This window comes from Bradyrhizobium sp. B039, from assembly GCF_038965675.1.
Classification (GTDB): Bacteria; Pseudomonadota; Alphaproteobacteria; order Rhizobiales; family Xanthobacteraceae; genus Bradyrhizobium; species Bradyrhizobium diazoefficiens.
Genome location: NZ_CP152416.1, coordinates 972,813 through 988,241, shown reverse-complemented (window position 1 = coordinate 988,241; position 15,429 = coordinate 972,813). Strand labels below are relative to the sequence as shown.

Here is a 15,429-nt window from a genome sequence, read left to right as displayed (position 1 = left end):
ACAGAAGCGATGCGGCTCAGGCGGCGGCCGCCGTTCCAAGCGCCGGAATGCCCTCGGGCGCCGGCACGGGCGAGCCGCCCATGACGTCGGTGGCTTCGAGATCGTAGAGCTCGCGCGCGACGTGATCGGTCAGCGCAGACGGTGCGCCGTCGAACACCACACGGCCCTGCGCCATGCCGATCAGGCGGTCGCAATAGCTGCGCGCCAAGTCGAGCGAATGCAGGTTGCAGAGCACGGTGATGCCGAAATGCTTGTTGATGCGCAGCAGCGCATCCATCACGATCTTGGTGTTGCGCGGGTCGAGCGAAGCGATCGGCTCGTCGGCGAGAATGATGTCGGGCTGCTGCACCAGCGCGCGGGCGATCGCGACGCGCTGCTGCTGGCCGCCGGAGAGCTGGTCGGCGCGCTGCGCGGCGAGCGCGGCGATATCGAACTGTTCGAGCGCGGACATTGCCAGCGCCTTGTCGTGTTCGGGCCAGGTCTGCGACAGCGAGCGCCAGGCCGGCATCGTCGCGAGGCGCCCCATCAGGACGTTGGTGAGAACATCGAGCCGGCCGACGAGGTTGAACTGCTGGAAGATCATCGCCGAGCGCGCCCGCCACTGCCGCAGCTCCTTGCCGCGCAGCGCTGTGACGTCGGTGCCGTCGAACAGGATGCGGCCCTGCGTCGGCGTCACCAGGCGGTTGATGGTCCGCAGCAGCGTGGACTTGCCGGCGCCGGATCGTCCGATCACGCCGACGAATCCGCCGGGGGAAATTTGAAACGAAGCGTCGTCCACCGCGGCTTTTGCGCCAAAGCGGCACGTCAGACCTTCAACCACCAGCATGCAGGGCTCCAGAGTAGCTGGGACCCACCGCTAACGCCGACGCTTGACACTTGTGTGACATGCACGTTGCGGTGCGGCGATCCAACACACCTCATCCCCTGTCATCGCTGCGTCATGACATTGTCATCGAGCCGCTCGAAGAGGAACGCCCGCCCTCACGCTTCGGATACGACATGGCCGGCAAAGCCCTTTCAGTCCAACCGACCATCGATCCCTCGGCCAAGCTGCACGAGACCCGGCTCGGCGCCTATACCGAGGTCGGCGCGCGCACGATCCTGCATGAAGTGACGATGGGCGATTACTCCTATGTCGTGAACGATTCGCAGATCACCTACACCACGATCGGGAAATTCTGCTCGATCGCGGCGATGACGCGTATCAACCCCGGCAATCATCCGATGCATCGCGCGACGCAGGCGCACTTCACCTATCGTTCCAGCGCCTACTTCCCCGGCGAGAGCGACGACACGGAGTTCTTCGACTGGCGGCGCCAGCATCACGTCCATATCGGCCACGACGCCTGGATCGGCCATGGCGCGATCGTGCTGCCCGGCCGCAACATCGGCACCGGCGCGGTGATCGCGGCCGGCGCCATCGTCACCAAGGACGTGCCCGCCTACACCATCGTCGCCGGCAATCCCGCGCGGATCGTAAGGCGGCGCTTCTCGGAAGAGATCGCCGGACGGCTTGCGCGGCTCGCCTGGTGGGACTGGGATCACGACAAATTGCGTGAAGCCCTGCCCGATTTCCGCAGGCTCGGGATTGAAGATTTTCTCTCCACGTATGAAGCACGGGCACACTCCCCTGCCAGCAAACGAAGCGCGGTCGCGTGACAGACATTTTCCTTGAGGGCGGCCGGGCCCTGATCGGCACCGAGTTGGTCGAGACGTCACTCAGCGTGGCCGGAACGGACATCGCACGGGTCGATGCCGCCCGTGGCCGGGCTCGGCTCGCGATCGATGCGCGCAATCTGCTGGTGTTGCCGGGAATCGTCGATCTGCATGGCGATGCCTTCGAGCGGCAGATGATGCCGCGCGCCGGCGTGGACTTCCCGATCGACGTCGCGCTCGCGGACAGCGACCGCCAGGCGATCAGCAACGGTATCACCACGGTGTTTCACGCCACGACCTGCTCGTGGGAACCGGGCCTGCGCAGCGCCGACAATGCGCGCGGCCTGATGGAGGCGATCGAGCGGCAGCGTCCGCAATTCGCTGCCGACACCCGCTTCCATCTGCGGCACGAGACCTACAATCTCGATGCCGAGGCCGAGATCAGCCAGTGGCTCGCCGAGGGCCGCGTCGACCTGTTCGCCTTCAACGACCACATGGATGGCACCGTCGCCGACATGGCCAAGCCGCGCAAGCGCGACCGCATGGTGGAGCGCACTGGCTTGTCCAGCGAGGATTTTGACGGGCTGGTCGACCGCGTGATCGCGCGCGCCGCCGACGTGCCGGCCTCCGTGTCGCGGCTCGCTGCTTCTGCCCGCGCGGCAGACGTGCGGATGCTCTCGCATGACGATGCGACACCCGCGATGCGCCGGGAATTTCGTGAGCTCGGCGCTGACATCGCCGAGTTTCCGATCAACGAGGAGACGGCGCGGGCGGCGGCGAGCCACGGAGATGCCATCGTGTACGGCGCGCCGAACGTCGTGCGCGGCGGCAGCCACACCGGCTGGACCCGGGCATCCGACATGATCGCAAAGGGGCTCTGCTCGGTGCTGGCGTCGGACTATTACTATCCCGCGCAACTGCTCGCCGCGTTCCGCCTCGCCGCCGATGGCGTGTTGCCGCTGACGGAGGCCTGGAGCCTGGTCTCCGCGGAGCCTGCGCGCGCGACCGGCCTTGCCGACCGCGGCATCCTCGCCGAAGGACGCCGCGCCGACATCCTCCTCGTCGACGACACCGTGCCGCTGCGGCCGCGGCTCGTCGCGGTGATATCGGGCGGAAAGCTCGTGCATCTCACCGATGCGACGCGACTGCTCAGCGCGGCGGCGGCGCCGCGCGAGGCTGTCGTCGCGGCATAAATTGGCTATGCTGAGGCGATGACAGGTTTTCCCCGCTACGCGATCTATTTTGCCGCCGGCGCCGACAGCGCGCTGACCCGCTTCGGCGCCAAGCTGCTCGGCTACGATGCCTACACCGGCGACGAGGTGCCGTTTCCGCCCGAGGCGCTGCACGTTGCACCGGACTGGCGTGACGTCTCTGCCGATCCCCGCAAATACGGCTTCCACGCCACGCTGAAGGCGCCGATGGCGCTGACGCCCGGCAGCACCGAGGCGGAGCTTATGGCAGCCTGCGCGACATTCGCCGAAACGGCGCGGCCGATCCCGGCCATCCGCCCGATCGTCGACACCATCAGCGGCTTCATCGCCGTCATCCCGGCCGAGCCGGTCGATGCGCTCCAGCAGCTCGCCGCCGATTGCGCGCGCGAGTTCGATTCCTTCCGCGCCGCTCTCACCGCGGAAGACCGCGCACGCCGGAAGCCCGACAAACTCACCGAGCGGCAGCGCGATTATCTCGACCGCTGGGGTTACCCCTACGTCATGGAAGAATTTCGCTTCCACATGACCCTGACTGGGCGGCTGGATGCAGAGCGCCGCGGACCGATCCTGGAGATGTTGCGGACGCGGTTCGCGTCGCTTCGTCTCGACACGCTGGCGATCGACCGCCTCGCCCTGTTCAGGCAGGCCGAGACCAAGGCGCGCTTCCGCATCATCGGCGAGTGGGCTTTGGCGCGATAGACCTCAGCGCCAGCTCGCAAGATTGAAGGCGAGCGCCACCGCGCCAACCAGAACGAGGCTGGTCGCCCAGACTGCATCCAGATTGAACCAGCTGCGCGAGACGAACTTCAATCCCAGATAGCGGTAGACCAGCCACGCCAGAGATCCGCCGGCGCTGACCATGGCGGCAACGTGCACCAGGGACACCAACACCGCCATCCCGAGACTTGCCTTCATCAGCGCGCCCGCCGCCTCATGGCCGGCATCGAGCTCGAGGGCCTGGCAGAGCCCGAGATAGATCGGCACGAGCATCAAGGCCGCGCCGTGGGCAATGGCAACGGCGAATGACCAGAGCGCCAATTGCGTTGGCGGAATTCGTGCCAGCGCGCGGGGATGGCGCCGCTCGATCAGCCGATAGACACCGAAGCCGATGACGAGAAGGCTCGCACTGATCTGGATCGAACGCTGCCACTCGGCCAGCACGAGCAGGAACGCGAATGGCAGCAGCACGAAAAGTGTTGCCAGGAGATGTCCGGCCGCCAGGGCCCACAACGCACGGAACAGCGCGCGTGGGTTCTTGTCCATGAGCCCGGCCGAAACAGCGAGCGGCCATCCCATTCCCGGGTTGACCCCGTGGTAGAGACCGCTCGCAACAAGAGCGAGCCAAAGCCAGCCAAGCGCCGGGCTCGCGTGCGCCCCATCTAGACCGACGGGTAGCAAAAGGAATCCGTCGAACAATCGCCGCCCTCGAGCCTGATCTGGTGCGCACGATATCCGTCGGGGAAGCTCACGAAATAGTCCTTGTCGAGCTCGAGGCCGCCGTTGCCGCCGACATTGGCCATGACTTCCACGCCCGGAACCCCGTCGGGATAGAACTGATCGTCCCAGGTGGAATAGAGCGAATTGGTCCAGTACACGCGCCTGCCGTCGCGGCTGATCTCGACCATCTGCGGACCGGCCGCAAATGCCTTGCCGTTCGGATGGGGGGTGCGGCGCGCGATGCCGCCGATGTGGACCGAGCCCGCAAGCTTCGGCTTTCGCGGATCACTCACATCGTACTGGCGCATTTCACCCGTGCCCCAGCACGAGACATAGAGGAACCGGTCATCCATCGACAGGTCGATGTCGGTCACCAGCGGCGGCACGGCGCCAAATCCCTGCAGCAGCGGCGGGAGCTTCTCCTTTGGCGCGGGTTCGGGAGGGATCGTCGCCGTCTTCTCGGCATGGAATTTTCCGCCTTCGCGCCACCAGGTCCAGATCGATGCTTCGAGGTTGGTGGTGTCGACCACAACGCCAACGAAGCCGTATTCGCGAACCGGATCGTGCGCGGGCCGCACCTCCAGCGCCATCTGATGATTGGCGCCGAGGTCGATGGTTTGCACATTGCGCCGGGCGCGAAGGTCCCAGAAGTGGAGACGATGGCCATATTTGTTCGACAGCAGATCTTCCGGAACGATCCCGTTCTCGAACTGCGGCGGCAACGCCCATTCGCTCGTCACCATGTAGTCGCGCGGCAGATTCCACCAGAAATCATAATGCAGCGTTTGCGGGCCGCGGTCGATCTCCCATCGTCCAAGGACCTCGAACGTCTCGCAATCCATGATGAAGACGCCCGGAGGTCCGTTGGTGCCGTCCTTGCCGCCGCCGCCCAGCGTGCTGACATAGATGCCGTCCGGCCCGCAATGGATGGTGTGCGGGCGCGAGTAGCCGGTCTTCTTGAAGACTTCCTCTGGTTCGATGATCTTGTGGATCTTGGCTTTGGTCGGATCGGGCTTGGTATCGATGATGTAGATCCGCGACGAGCGCAGCCCGGGGATGATGAGATAGCGCCGCTCGATGAAGGCGTGTCCGGCGAGCGGCGACAAGGCGGAAGAGCAGGCATTCCAGCCGAAGTGATGAAACTCGTCGCCTTTGTTGGGCATCGTCACGGTGTGGACGATCTGGCCATAGGTCGGCGATCCCGGGTTGACGTCGATGACCGCAAGAGCATCCGGCTTTGAGAAATCCGGACTGAGCAGCAACGTATAGGCAAAGTTCTCCGCAGGTGCTTCCATCGCAAGCTTGGGCGATGCGTGAAAGGTGGGATCCGGCCTCATCGTCATGGCACTGCCTCCCTGTTCTGTCGGTTCGCGCCAACCTGGCTCGGGACAGCGGCATATTGAAGAACTGGTGCGCGATGTCTTGAGCTGCTCCGCGGGCTTCGTTGGCGAGCCTACAATATGTCATCGCCGGGCTGCGGGAAACGGCCCGAGCCGCGCCAATTCGACGCCTTCCGCCAAATGGAAGCCGGCGGGATCAGGCCAGGGCCCCTCACACTCGGTGTCGTCCCGGCGAAGGCCGGGACCCATACCCCCAGGGAGGGGTTTGGCGAAGGCTAGTAGTAAAAGTCTTCCCGCGGTACCAACACCTGCGTTCACCGATAGATCACGCGGTATGGGTCCCGGCCTTCGCCGGGACGACGACTGGGGAATTGGCCGCTACTTCCCCCACCGCAGCGCCAGGGCATCCCGCTCCTTCGCCAGCTCCAGCAGCCCCGCGCGCGTCGCGGGATGCAGCGGCTGGAGCGGATGGCGCACGGCGTCCGATTTGATCACGCCGCCGGCCTGCATCATGGCCTTGCAGGCGATCAGGCCGCATTGGCGGTTCTCGTAGTTGATCAGCGGCAGCCAGCGCTCATAGGCGGCTTTCGCTTCCTCGCGCTTGCCGGCGAAATAGGGATCGATGATCTGGCGGATGCCGTCGGGATAGCCGCCGCCGGTCATGGCGCCGGTGGCGCCGGCGTCAAGATCGGCGAGCAGCGTGATCGCCTCCTCGCCGTCCCACGGGCCTTCGATATCCTTGCCGCCCGCCTCGATCAGGCTGCGGAGCTTTGCGGCGGCGCCCGGCACCTCGATCTTGAAATAGCGGATGTTGGCGAAGTCGCGCGACAGCCGGGCGAGCAGCTCGACCGACAGCGGCGTGCCGGCCACCGGCGCGTCCTGGATCATGATGGGAATATTGATCGCGCCGGAGAGCACCTTGAAGAATTCGACGATGCCCTTCTCCGGCACGCGAAACGTCGCGCCGTGATAGGGCGGCATGACCATCACCATGGCGGCACCGGCCGCTTCGGCCTGCTTGCTGCGCGCCGCACAGACGGCCGAGCTGAAATGGGTCGTGGTGACGATGACGGGAACCCGGCCCGCGACATGCTCCAGCACCGCATGCATCACGGTTTCGCGCTCGGCGTCGGTGAGCACGAACTGCTCGGAGAAATTGGCGAGGATGCAGAGGCCATTCGAGCCTGCATCGATCATGAAATCGATGCAGCGGCGCTGGCCCTCGAGGTCGAGCTCGCCGCGCTCGTCGAAGATGGTGGGCGCGACCGGGAACACGCCGCGATAGGGGCGCTGGGCCTTGTGGTGGGGCGTAACCGGCATCGAACTCTCCATCCCTGATATTCCTGCACATCTAACGCCGCACTCGCGCGGCACGACAGATGTACTCGGGGCGCGGATCGGCGGCAATGCCGATCCGCGTTCCGTTGGAACAGGGATGTGAAAGTTAAGCGGTCTTCACCGCGCCGAGGAAACCTTCGACCGCGACGCGGAGGCGATCGGCGTCTGCCGACATCTTCTTCACGGATTCCGACAGCACCGTGCCGGCGTTGCCGGTTTCCTGATTGAGCTTGGCGACGCTGCCGATGGTGTCGGTCACCTCACGGGTGCCTTGCGCGGCCTGCTGGAAGTTGCGCGAGATCTCGGTCGTGGCCGCCCGCTGCTGTTCGACGGCGGCCGCAATCGCGGTCATCTTCTCGTCGATGCCGCTGATGGCGCCGCCGATGGAACGGATGGCGGTTACCGCCTGACCGGTCGCGCCCTGGATCTCCTCGACCTGGCGGGAGATCTCTTCGGTGGCCGTCGCGGTCTGCGCGGCGAGACTCTTGACCTCGCCGGCGACCACGGCAAAGCCGCGGCCGGCCTCGCCCGCGCGTGCGGCCTCGATGGTGGCGTTCAGCGCAAGCAAATTGGTCTGGCCGGCAATGGCGTTGATCATCTTCACGACCTCGCCGATGCGGCTTGCGGTCTGGTCGAGGATTTCGACCGTGGCGTTGGTCCGCTCGGCCTGCGACACGGCCTCGCGGGCCTCGCGCGCGCTCGACTGCACCTGCGCCGAAATCTCGCCGACGGAGGCCGAGAGCTCCTCGGTCGCGGCGGCGATGGTCTCGAGGTTGTTGGTGGCCTGCTCGGCAGAGGAGGCGACCGCCGCGGTCTGGCTGCTGGATTCCGAGACCAGCGTACGCACATCGGTCGCCGTCGCATCGAGCTCCCGCGCCGACGCGGCAACGCCGTGGATGACGGCCTGCACGGTGTCGTCGAAGCTGCGGCAGGCGGCATCGACGGTGCCGGAGCGGGCAAGCTGGAGCGCCTGCTGCGATTCGCGTTCCTGACCGAGACGCTCCGCGGTCGCGGCGCTCTCGCGCAGGCTCTCGAGCGCAGCCGCCATGGTGCCGAACTCGTCGGGATACCGGGATTGCGGAACCGGTGTCGCATAATCTCGCGCGCCGATGCGGGCGATGGCATCCAGAATGGCGCGCACTGGACGCATGAGGCGCGTACGCACCACATAGACGCCGGCCAAGGTCACCGCGAGCGCCACAAGGAAGGCGAGCGACTGCACGACGAGATTGGTGAGGGCCTTGGCCTGAACGGCCTCGGCGCGCGCGATCGACTGGTCCAGCGCCTTGTTCGCGACTGCGACGATCGACGCGAACGGCGACTGGCACAGCGCATTCCATTCCGAGGCGGGCATCGCGGGCTTGCCGCTGCCGTCAAAATTCCTGGTGAGCTCTCCGATCTGCTTCAGGACGCCATCGGTCTTGGCCTTCGCGTCCGACGCTGCCGTAACCAGCTCCGCCGTCACCTCGGGCGCAGCCAGCAACTCGGCCATCCCCGCCCAGCCAGAGGCGATCGTGCCATCCCATTGCGCCACCGACCGCTTCTGAACGTCGTCGAGCGGCTTGCTGCTGTTGACGTTCGAGCGAAGCGACGAACAATGGACCCCATAACGGTCGCGCACCTGCCAGGCAAAGCGGCGAACCTGAATCATGCGGGCGATGTAGGGATCGTTCATCCAGGCGCGGTTTGACACCGCGGTGGAGGCGAGGTTCGCGGTGTCGATGACCTTGGTGACGGCATCGTACCAGACATTGGTACGCTCCATCTTGCGCTCGGCCCGCGGACGCTTGGCTTCGTCGTAGAACAACTCGAACTGCGGCGCGGCTTCGTTCCAGCGCTGCTTCAGCGTATTCGCGAGCTCGTCGCGCCGGTCGAATTCGATCGTGGAGAGCGCCGAAGCGATGGATTCATAGCCGGCCTGCTCGGCCTTCTCGGCGGCTCCCAACTTGGCGCGCGGCTCGTCCTCGCCGAGCAGTGCGCTCTGGGCGTCGCCGCGATTGTTGCGCAGCGACAGCACGCCGTGGAAGATGGTCTTGTCGGCGGCGGCAAGCCGCGCGGTTTCGAGACTGTCGCTGTAACGGCCGAAGGCCCCGACCATCTGGATCGCCGTGCTGGCCAGCGCGCCGGCCGCAAGCAGGGCCATCAAGGTCAGAAGAAGCGAGCTTACCGATTTCTTAAACATTGCCATGAGGTCAAGGGGCCTACTCTTCAACGAGTGGCCACCTTGCATCGCAACCTGCCAATGTTTCGTTAAGGTTTTAGTCGATTTGAGCCGGCTCCGCCTGCACCCGTTCGGGCGGCCCGCCGCTCCTTACGCGACTTTCGTAAAATCGGGCGCCCGGCGCTCGGCAAACGCCGTGAACGCCTCACGCGCCTCCGCGGTGCGCAGGCGCTGCGCGAACTGCTCGCCCTCCGCCTGCATCTGCGCGACCAGCGCCTCGCCGTTACGCATCAGCTTCTTGGTGGCGGTGAGCGCGCCGGCCGGCTGGCGGGCGAGACGCTGCGCCAGCGCGAGGGTCTCGGCGTCGAGCTTGTCGAGCGGCACAACGCGGTTGGCGAGTCCCCATTCGAGCGCAGCCTTCGCCGGCACCGTCTCACCCAGCGCAAACATCTCGTAGGCGCGGGCATAGCCGATGCGTGCCGGCATCAGCAGGCTGGAGGCGGCTTCCGGCACCAGCGCGAGGCTGACGAAGGGCGTGGACAATTGGGCGTTGTCGGCGAGCACGACGAGATCGCAATGCAGCAGCATCGTGGTGCCGACGCCGACGGCGCGGCCCTGCACGGCCGCAACCAGCGGCCGCGTGCAGCGCGCCAGCGACTGGATGAAGCGTATGACGTTGCGGCTGCCTTCCGACTTTCCGCTCGCAACGGCCGCGAACTCGCCGACGTCGTTGCCGGCGGTGAACATGTCGCCCTCGCCGCGGATCAGGATCACGCGAGCGGACGGATCGAATTCGGCGGACTCGATTGCATCGGCGAGCTTGCCGTACATCGCATCGGTCAGCGCGTTCTTCTTGTCGGGGCGCGCCAGCGTGAGCGTGAGAATTCCACCGTTGTTCTCGATCCGGACGTGCTCGGTCATTGGGCTCTCCTCTTATTCCTCTGGATCTCTTGCAGGGTCTCTTGGAAACTTGTCCTGAATGCTCGACAGCCAGCGCGCGACGATGTCGATCTCGGCGCTGGTAAATCCGTCCGTCAGCGCCGCGTTGATCTCCGCCGCCGAGGTTTTTGCATGCGCCAGCACGGTACGCCCCTTCGGCGTCAGCCACACGCGCCAGGCGCGTCCGTCCTCGCGATCGGGCCGCCGCTCGATCAGCCTTGCGGCTGCGGTGCGGTCGACGAGGCCGGAAATCCCGGCCGGCCCCATATCCAGCGCCGCGCCTGCCTCTCCCATCAGGACGCCGTCCTGCCTGCCGAGGATGAACAACAGCCCCGCCTGCGCCGGCGTCACCTCGCTCTCGGGCTGCGCGGCCATCCAGCGCTGCAACCGGCGTTGTGCGACGTTGAGCAGGTAGATCAGCCGGTGATGCCTCGCTGCGGCGTCTTTATTTCGCATGCGAAATAGATAGCCGAGGCCGACCGGATTGTCAAAGGGGCGGCTGCCGGGACTAGGCAGCGCGACAGCCGTCCAGAAACAGCGCCGCGCAGGTCTGGACGCGCCGCTCGATGTCCTTGCGTGACGGCAGCGCCAACCCGCCATAGATCGCCGCACGCTGCGGCGCCGACGCGACCATGCCGATCAGCATCCCGGCGGCCTCCTCGACGTCATCGAGCGCGATGCGCTTCTTCTTCACCTGGGCACGCAGCCAGCCGGCAAGCGCCGTGACGGTGCGGGAGATGCCGTTCTTGTAGAAATGGGCTGCAAGCTCCGGGAATGCGGCCGATTCCTGCAGCACCATGCGCTGCAACGCCACGACTTCCGGATCGAGCGCAAGATCCGCGCAGGCCAGCAGCGCGGCGCGCAGGCCCTTTTCGATGTCGACCTCGTCGCTCGCCTGGAGATCGACCGCGGAGAGCAGCCGCTCGAGCCTGTCGGCGCACATCGCCTCGAACAAAGCAGCCTTGCCGGGAAACAGACGATAGAGCGTCTTGGTGGAGATGCCGGCGCGGCGCGCCAGCTCCTCGGTGCTGGTCGCCGCATAGCCGTCACCGGCAAAGGCCTGCCGCGCGGCGTCGAGAACGATTCCCTTCGTCTCCGCGTCGCTGCGCAGTTGCGGCCGCCCGCGGGGGCGGCATTCGTTTTCCGATTTTGCCTGAGCCATGTCTTTAAATGATGCCTGTCATTCCATTGACAATTCCAAAGCTAGTCGCATTTTGGAAATTATCAAGTTTCCTAATTCAGGGGAGCCGGCCATGACCGTCCACACCACCCCGACTGCTGCCGCCCAGACCGCCCTTCCAACGACCGCCCTGGAGGGGGTCCTGCCCGCCGCGCCGGTCCAGGCAAGCCGGAAAAAGCTCAATTTTCGCAAGCTGTTGCTGATGGGAGCCGCAGCCGTCGCGCTGGCCGGCGCCAGCTGGTACGGCTACGACTACTGGACCGTCGGCCAGTACCTCGTCTCCACCGATGACGCCTATGTGAAGGCCGACAACACCACGATCGCGCCGAAGGTCAGCGGCTATCTCAACCGGGTCCTGGTCGCCGATAACGAGCATGTGAAGGCCGGTCAGGTGCTGGCCCGGATCGACGACCGCGACTTCCGCGTCGCGCTTGACCAGGCCAGGGCCGATGTGCAGGCGGCGAACGCGACGATCGCCAGCAAGGAAGCGCAGCTCGAGGTTCAGCAGGCGGTGATCAAGGCCGCGCGCGCCACGCTCGACGTCGACCAGGCCGCCCTCACCTTCGCCGCTCAGGACAACAAGCGCTACACCGATCTCGCCGCGACCGGCTCCGGCAGCGTGCAGAATGCGCAGCAGGCGCAATCGCGCATCGCCTCGGCGCAGGCGACGCTCGAACGCGACACCGCCAACCTCGCCTCCGCTCTCAAGCAGGTCGACCTGCTCAAGGCCGAGATCGTGCAGGCCAAGGCGGCGGCCGCGCGCGCGGAAGCCGTGCAGCACCAGGCCGAGCTGAACCTCGGCTACACCACCGTGATCTCGCCGATCGACGGCGTCGTCGGCAACCGCTCCTTGCGCGTCGGCCAGTTCGTGCAGGCGGGAACGCAGCTGATGTCGATCGTGCCGACTGATGGCGCCTATGTCGTCGCCAATTTCAAGGAGACGCAGCTCACCCACGTGCAGGCGGGACAGGCCGTCGACATCGAGGTCGACATGTTCCCGGGCCAGATCGTGCACGGCCGCGTCGATTCCATCGCACCCGCCAGCGGCCAGGAATTCGCGCTGCTGCCGCCCGACAACGCCACCGGCAATTTCACCAAGGTGGTGCAGCGCATCCCGGTCAGGATCGCGCTCGACGCCGCGCATGGACCTGCGATTGCGCTCCGGCCCGGCATGTCCGTGATCCCGACCATTGCAACACGTTCGACCGCGCCGGCCGCGAATGCGGCCGCCGCGCCCAAAGCGAAGCTCGTCTCCGGAGGGTCGTGCCATGTCAAACAGCCTTTCAATTTCGACGCAAGCAGCACCGGCCGCGACGCCTGATCGCGCCGTCGCCGATCCCGCCCGCGCGAGCGCCGCGACCTGGATCGCCGTGCTCGCCGCCATGATCGGCTCGTTCATGGCGATCCTGAACATCCAGATCACCAACGCCTCGCTGCTCAACATCGAGGGTGGCATCGGCACCGGCGCGGACAACGGCTCCTGGATCTCGACGTCGTATCTGATCGGCGAGATCATCGTGATCCCGCTGACCGACTATTTGAGCCGCGTGTTCTCGTTCCGCCGCTACATGCTGGCGAGCGCGTCGCTGTTCGCCGCCTTCTCCGTCGCCTGCGCCTTCACGCACGATCTGCCGTCGATGATCGCGATGCGCGGACTGCAAGGCTTTGCCGGCGGCGTGCTGATCCCGATGGCGTTCACGCTGGTGCTGACCAAGCTGCCGAAGCCGCAGCAGCCGGTGGGGCTCGCGATCTTTGCGCTGTCCGTGACCTTCGCCCCGGCGATCGGCCCGACCATCGGCGGCTATCTCACCGAAACCTACGGCTGGCGCACCATCTTCTTCGTCAACGTGATCCCGACCGCGGTGATGGTGGCGGCGCTCTATCTGACGCTGGAGAAGCAGAAGATGCAGCTCGGCCTCCTGAAGGAGGGCGACTGGGCCGGCATCGTCACCATGGCGATCGGACTGTCGGCGCTGCAAGCGGTGCTGGAGGAAGGCAACAAGGACGACTGGTTCTCCTCGCCCTTCATCGTCAAGCTCGCGGTGATCGCGACCGTCAGCCTGACGCTGTTCGTCACGATCGAGCTCACGATCGAGAAGCCGCTGATCCGGCTGCGCCTCCTCGCTCAGCGCAATTTCGGCTTCGGCACGCTCGCGATGACCATGGTCGGCTTCGCGCTGTTCGGCTCGGTCTACATTCTGCCCGCCTATCTCGGCCAGGCGCAGGGCTATAACGCCGAGCAGATCGGCAACGTGCTGGCCTGGACCGGCCTGCCGCAGCTCGTGCTGATCCCGCTGATCCCGAAACTGATGCAGCGCTTCGACACGCGCTACATCGCGATCACCGGCCTTCTGATCTTCGCCTACAGCTGCTTCATGAACACGGCGATGTCGCCGGACTATGCCGGCGACCAGCTCTGGATCCCGAACATCGTGCGCGCCGTGGGGCAGGCGATGGTACTGACGCCGCTGACCTCGGTGCTGACGGGCGGCATCGCACGGCAGGATGCGGCCGCAGCCTCCGGCATCAGCAACATGTTCCGCAACCTTGGCGGCGCTATCGGCACGGCGACGCTTGCCACCATCATCACCAAGCGCGAGCAATTCCACTCCAACATCATCGGCCAGTCGGTCACGCTCGGCCGCGAGGAGGTCCGCAGCCGCATCGCGCAGATGACGGACTACTTCATCGCGCACGGCGTGCCCGACCCCCATGCCGCGCGCGAGCAGGCCATCATCGCGCTCGGCAAGACCGTGAAGCGCCAGGCGCTGGTGATGGGCTATTCCGACACCTTTGCGGTGATCGGCGTCGTGCTGGTGCTCGCCGCGATCGCGGTCCTGCTGACGCGGCGGGTGAAGGCGGCGGGTGGGCCGGCGCATTGAGCCGTTCCGTTGACGTCCTCAGTGCTCTGCCGTCAGATGCTGCGCGATCTCGTCGATCGGATGCCTGGTGAGATCCTTGTGGACCTCGGCGATGATGCGCGCCTTGACGTCGGCATGAAGGGCTTCGCGCAGATCGGCCAGCGTTCGCGGGGGGGCCACGACAACAAGCGCCTTCACGTCGCGCTCGCGAACGAGCTGTTCCATTGCGCCTGCCACGCGCCGCGCGAAGCGATGCTGCTCGAGATGGTGCCAGTCGGCGGCCTCGACCGCGGTTCTCTGTCCCATTGGGCTATTCAAGCGGCCCGGACGATCGGTGCCCTGCTCACGCGTGGGCGGATTCTCATCCTCGTGCACTTGCTCCATCTTCAGGCTTGGATGCAACGGATTGCCGTCGTTGCGCAGGAACAGGGCCTTGCGGCCGTCGCCAACAAACACGAGCGCGTTGTGAGGGATGTTCAGCAGCCTCATATCGATGCTCCGGCGTTGCCAGCCGAACATTCAAACTCTCGTTTGCCGACGAGGTTAACTCAAATCAATGCGAGTCAGTCGCCGAAAAACGGTCCGCAATACTTACCGATGTCTGCATGCCCGAGCTCGCATCCTGGCCACTGCGGCCGCGCTTCCGAATTTGAGACAAATCAAGGACAGGCTCTAAGCACCGATGGAGGTTTGGCGCATTGAACGAGCTCTATCTCTGAAGGAGAGAGATCATGGCAAACGAAACCAAGCTCCCCGTCACCAAGAAAACCAACGAACCCGCATTTGGCGGCGAAACGTGGCGACCGTTCGAGGCGCTCCGCAAGGAAGTCGATCGGCTGTTCGAGGATTTCGGCACTGACGATTTCTGGCGCCGCCCGTTCCGTTCGCTCGCCGGCTTCGAGCGCAATTTGGCACAGAAGCTCGTGAGCACACCGGCCGTCGATGTCACCGAAAGCGACAAGGCCTATGAGATCACGGCCGAATTGCCCGGAATGGACGAGAAGGACATCGAGGTGAACGTCGCCAATGACGGGCTCATCATCAAGGGCGAGAAGAAATTCGAGAGGGAGGAGAAGCAGAAGGACTATTACGTCTCCGAGCGACGCTATGGTTCCTTTGAACGCCACTTCGGCCTCCCCAAGGATGTCGAAGCCGACAAGATCGAAGCGTCGTTCAGAAACGGCGTGCTTAAAGTGACGCTGCCGAAGACGGCGGAAGCGCAGAAGCCCGCCAAGAAGATCGAGGTCAAGGCGGCCTGACCCCCAGGCATCGGCGCGAGGCCGCCAAGGCGCAGCGGCCTCGCGGG

15 protein-coding genes are annotated in these 15,429 nt (G+C 65.6%); 6 read left to right on the top strand and 9 right to left on the bottom strand.

What is annotated here, in order from left to right; genetic code table 11:
• Nucleotides 1-16: 16 nt before the first annotated feature.
• Complete coding sequence (gene phnC / locus AAFG50_RS04600; RefSeq protein ID WP_011090670.1) at nt 17-826, bottom strand: phosphonate ABC transporter ATP-binding protein; 810 nt, start codon at nt 824-826, stop codon at nt 17-19.
• Nucleotides 827-999: 173 nt separating this feature from the next.
• On the opposite strand from phnC, the gene AAFG50_RS04595 reads away from it, so the two are divergent.
• The 3 genes from AAFG50_RS04595 to AAFG50_RS04585 are packed head-to-tail and all read left to right on the top strand — an operon-like array spanning nt 1,000 to nt 3,566.
• On the top strand, nt 1,000-1,659 hold the full coding sequence (locus AAFG50_RS04595) for a chloramphenicol acetyltransferase (RefSeq protein WP_028175524.1): 660 nt from the start codon (nt 1,000-1,002) through the stop codon (nt 1,657-1,659).
• A complete protein-coding gene (locus AAFG50_RS04590) occupies nt 1,656-2,849 on the top strand; it encodes an alpha-D-ribose 1-methylphosphonate 5-triphosphate diphosphatase (RefSeq protein WP_028175523.1) in 1,194 nt (397 codons plus the stop codon). The genes AAFG50_RS04595 and AAFG50_RS04590 overlap by 4 nt, the downstream gene beginning before the upstream one ends.
• Before the next feature lie 18 nt (nt 2,850-2,867).
• Nucleotides 2,868-3,566: a DUF1045 domain-containing protein gene (locus AAFG50_RS04585; RefSeq protein ID WP_028175522.1), complete on the top strand. Its 699-nt coding sequence runs from the start codon at nt 2,868-2,870 to the stop codon at nt 3,564-3,566.
• Between the two features lie 3 nt (nt 3,567-3,569).
• Here the strand turns inward: AAFG50_RS04585 and AAFG50_RS04580 are convergent, their stop codons facing one another.
• From AAFG50_RS04580 to AAFG50_RS04550, 7 genes are all read right to left on the bottom strand, one after another.
• Nucleotides 3,570-4,163 carry a hypothetical protein gene (locus tag AAFG50_RS04580; protein ID WP_074077602.1) on the bottom strand — a complete coding sequence of 198 codons (594 nt, stop codon included), beginning with the start codon at nt 4,161-4,163 and terminating at the stop codon, nt 3,570-3,572.
• Nucleotides 4,164-4,246: 83 nt separating this feature from the next.
• Complete coding sequence (locus AAFG50_RS04575; protein ID WP_028175520.1) at nt 4,247-5,647, bottom strand: selenium-binding protein SBP56-related protein; 1,401 nt, start codon at nt 5,645-5,647, stop codon at nt 4,247-4,249.
• Between the two features lie 375 nt (nt 5,648-6,022).
• On the bottom strand, nt 6,023-6,964 hold the full coding sequence (locus tag AAFG50_RS04570) for a dihydrodipicolinate synthase family protein (RefSeq protein ID WP_028175519.1): 942 nt from the start codon (nt 6,962-6,964) through the stop codon (nt 6,023-6,025).
• Nucleotides 6,965-7,088: 124 nt separating this feature from the next.
• Nucleotides 7,089-9,170 carry a methyl-accepting chemotaxis protein gene (locus tag AAFG50_RS04565; RefSeq protein WP_028175518.1) on the bottom strand — a complete coding sequence of 694 codons (2,082 nt, stop codon included), beginning with the start codon at nt 9,168-9,170 and terminating at the stop codon, nt 7,089-7,091.
• A gap of 123 nt (nt 9,171-9,293) precedes the next feature.
• Nucleotides 9,294-10,064: an enoyl-CoA hydratase gene (locus AAFG50_RS04560; RefSeq protein ID WP_028175517.1), complete on the bottom strand. Its 771-nt coding sequence runs from the start codon at nt 10,062-10,064 to the stop codon at nt 9,294-9,296.
• Nucleotides 10,065-10,076: 12 nt separating this feature from the next.
• Nucleotides 10,077-10,538, bottom strand: coding sequence for a MarR family winged helix-turn-helix transcriptional regulator (locus tag AAFG50_RS04555; protein ID WP_028175516.1), 462 nt, complete (start codon nt 10,536-10,538; stop codon nt 10,077-10,079).
• Between the two features lie 52 nt (nt 10,539-10,590).
• The gene (locus AAFG50_RS04550; RefSeq protein ID WP_028175515.1) at nt 10,591-11,244 is read right to left on the bottom strand and encodes a TetR/AcrR family transcriptional regulator; all 654 of its coding nucleotides are present in this window, start codon (nt 11,242-11,244) and stop codon (nt 10,591-10,593) included.
• Between the two features lie 91 nt (nt 11,245-11,335).
• On the opposite strand from AAFG50_RS04550, the gene AAFG50_RS04545 reads away from it, so the two are divergent.
• Both AAFG50_RS04545 and AAFG50_RS04540 read left to right on the top strand, forming a co-directional pair.
• Complete coding sequence (locus tag AAFG50_RS04545) at nt 11,336-12,583, top strand: HlyD family secretion protein (RefSeq protein ID WP_039187204.1); 1,248 nt, start codon at nt 11,336-11,338, stop codon at nt 12,581-12,583.
• A 61-nt stretch (nt 12,584-12,644) separates the two neighbouring features.
• Complete coding sequence (locus tag AAFG50_RS04540; RefSeq protein WP_231166707.1) at nt 12,645-14,144, top strand: MDR family MFS transporter; 1,500 nt, start codon at nt 12,645-12,647, stop codon at nt 14,142-14,144.
• Between the two features lie 18 nt (nt 14,145-14,162).
• Here the strand turns inward: AAFG50_RS04540 and AAFG50_RS04535 are convergent, their stop codons facing one another.
• Nucleotides 14,163-14,642, bottom strand: coding sequence for a host attachment family protein (locus AAFG50_RS04535; RefSeq protein WP_074077605.1), 480 nt, complete (start codon nt 14,640-14,642; stop codon nt 14,163-14,165).
• Between the two features lie 212 nt (nt 14,643-14,854).
• On the opposite strand from AAFG50_RS04535, the gene AAFG50_RS04530 reads away from it, so the two are divergent.
• Entirely contained in the window at nt 14,855-15,382 is a 528-nt protein-coding gene (locus tag AAFG50_RS04530) for an Hsp20/alpha crystallin family protein (RefSeq protein ID WP_028175511.1), read from the top strand.
• Nucleotides 15,383-15,429 lie beyond the last annotated feature (47 nt).

Coding starts and splice junctions, on each gene's coding strand:
- AAFG50_RS04595 (WP_028175524.1), top strand. CDS start 1,000: ATGGCCGGCAAAGCCCTTTCAGTCCAACCGACCATCGATCCCTCGGCC.
- AAFG50_RS04580 (WP_074077602.1), bottom strand. CDS start 4,163: ATGGGATGGCCGCTCGCTGTTTCGGCCGGGCTCATGGACAAGAACCCA.
- AAFG50_RS04530 (WP_028175511.1), top strand. CDS start 14,855: ATGGCAAACGAAACCAAGCTCCCCGTCACCAAGAAAACCAACGAACCC.
- AAFG50_RS04585 (WP_028175522.1), top strand. CDS start 2,868: ATGACAGGTTTTCCCCGCTACGCGATCTATTTTGCCGCCGGCGCCGAC.
- AAFG50_RS04565 (WP_028175518.1), bottom strand. CDS start 9,170: ATGGCAATGTTTAAGAAATCGGTAAGCTCGCTTCTTCTGACCTTGATG.
- AAFG50_RS04555 (WP_028175516.1), bottom strand. CDS start 10,538: ATGCGAAATAAAGACGCCGCAGCGAGGCATCACCGGCTGATCTACCTG.
- AAFG50_RS04560 (WP_028175517.1), bottom strand. CDS start 10,064: ATGACCGAGCACGTCCGGATCGAGAACAACGGTGGAATTCTCACGCTC.
- AAFG50_RS04575 (WP_028175520.1), bottom strand. CDS start 5,647: ATGACGATGAGGCCGGATCCCACCTTTCACGCATCGCCCAAGCTTGCG.
- AAFG50_RS04545 (WP_039187204.1), top strand. CDS start 11,336: ATGACCGTCCACACCACCCCGACTGCTGCCGCCCAGACCGCCCTTCCA.
- AAFG50_RS04535 (WP_074077605.1), bottom strand. CDS start 14,642: ATGTTCGGCTGGCAACGCCGGAGCATCGATATGAGGCTGCTGAACATC.
- phnC (WP_011090670.1), bottom strand. CDS start 826: ATGCTGGTGGTTGAAGGTCTGACGTGCCGCTTTGGCGCAAAAGCCGCG.
- AAFG50_RS04540 (WP_231166707.1), top strand. CDS start 12,645: ATGATCGGCTCGTTCATGGCGATCCTGAACATCCAGATCACCAACGCC.
- AAFG50_RS04570 (WP_028175519.1), bottom strand. CDS start 6,964: ATGCCGGTTACGCCCCACCACAAGGCCCAGCGCCCCTATCGCGGCGTG.
- AAFG50_RS04550 (WP_028175515.1), bottom strand. CDS start 11,244: ATGGCTCAGGCAAAATCGGAAAACGAATGCCGCCCCCGCGGGCGGCCG.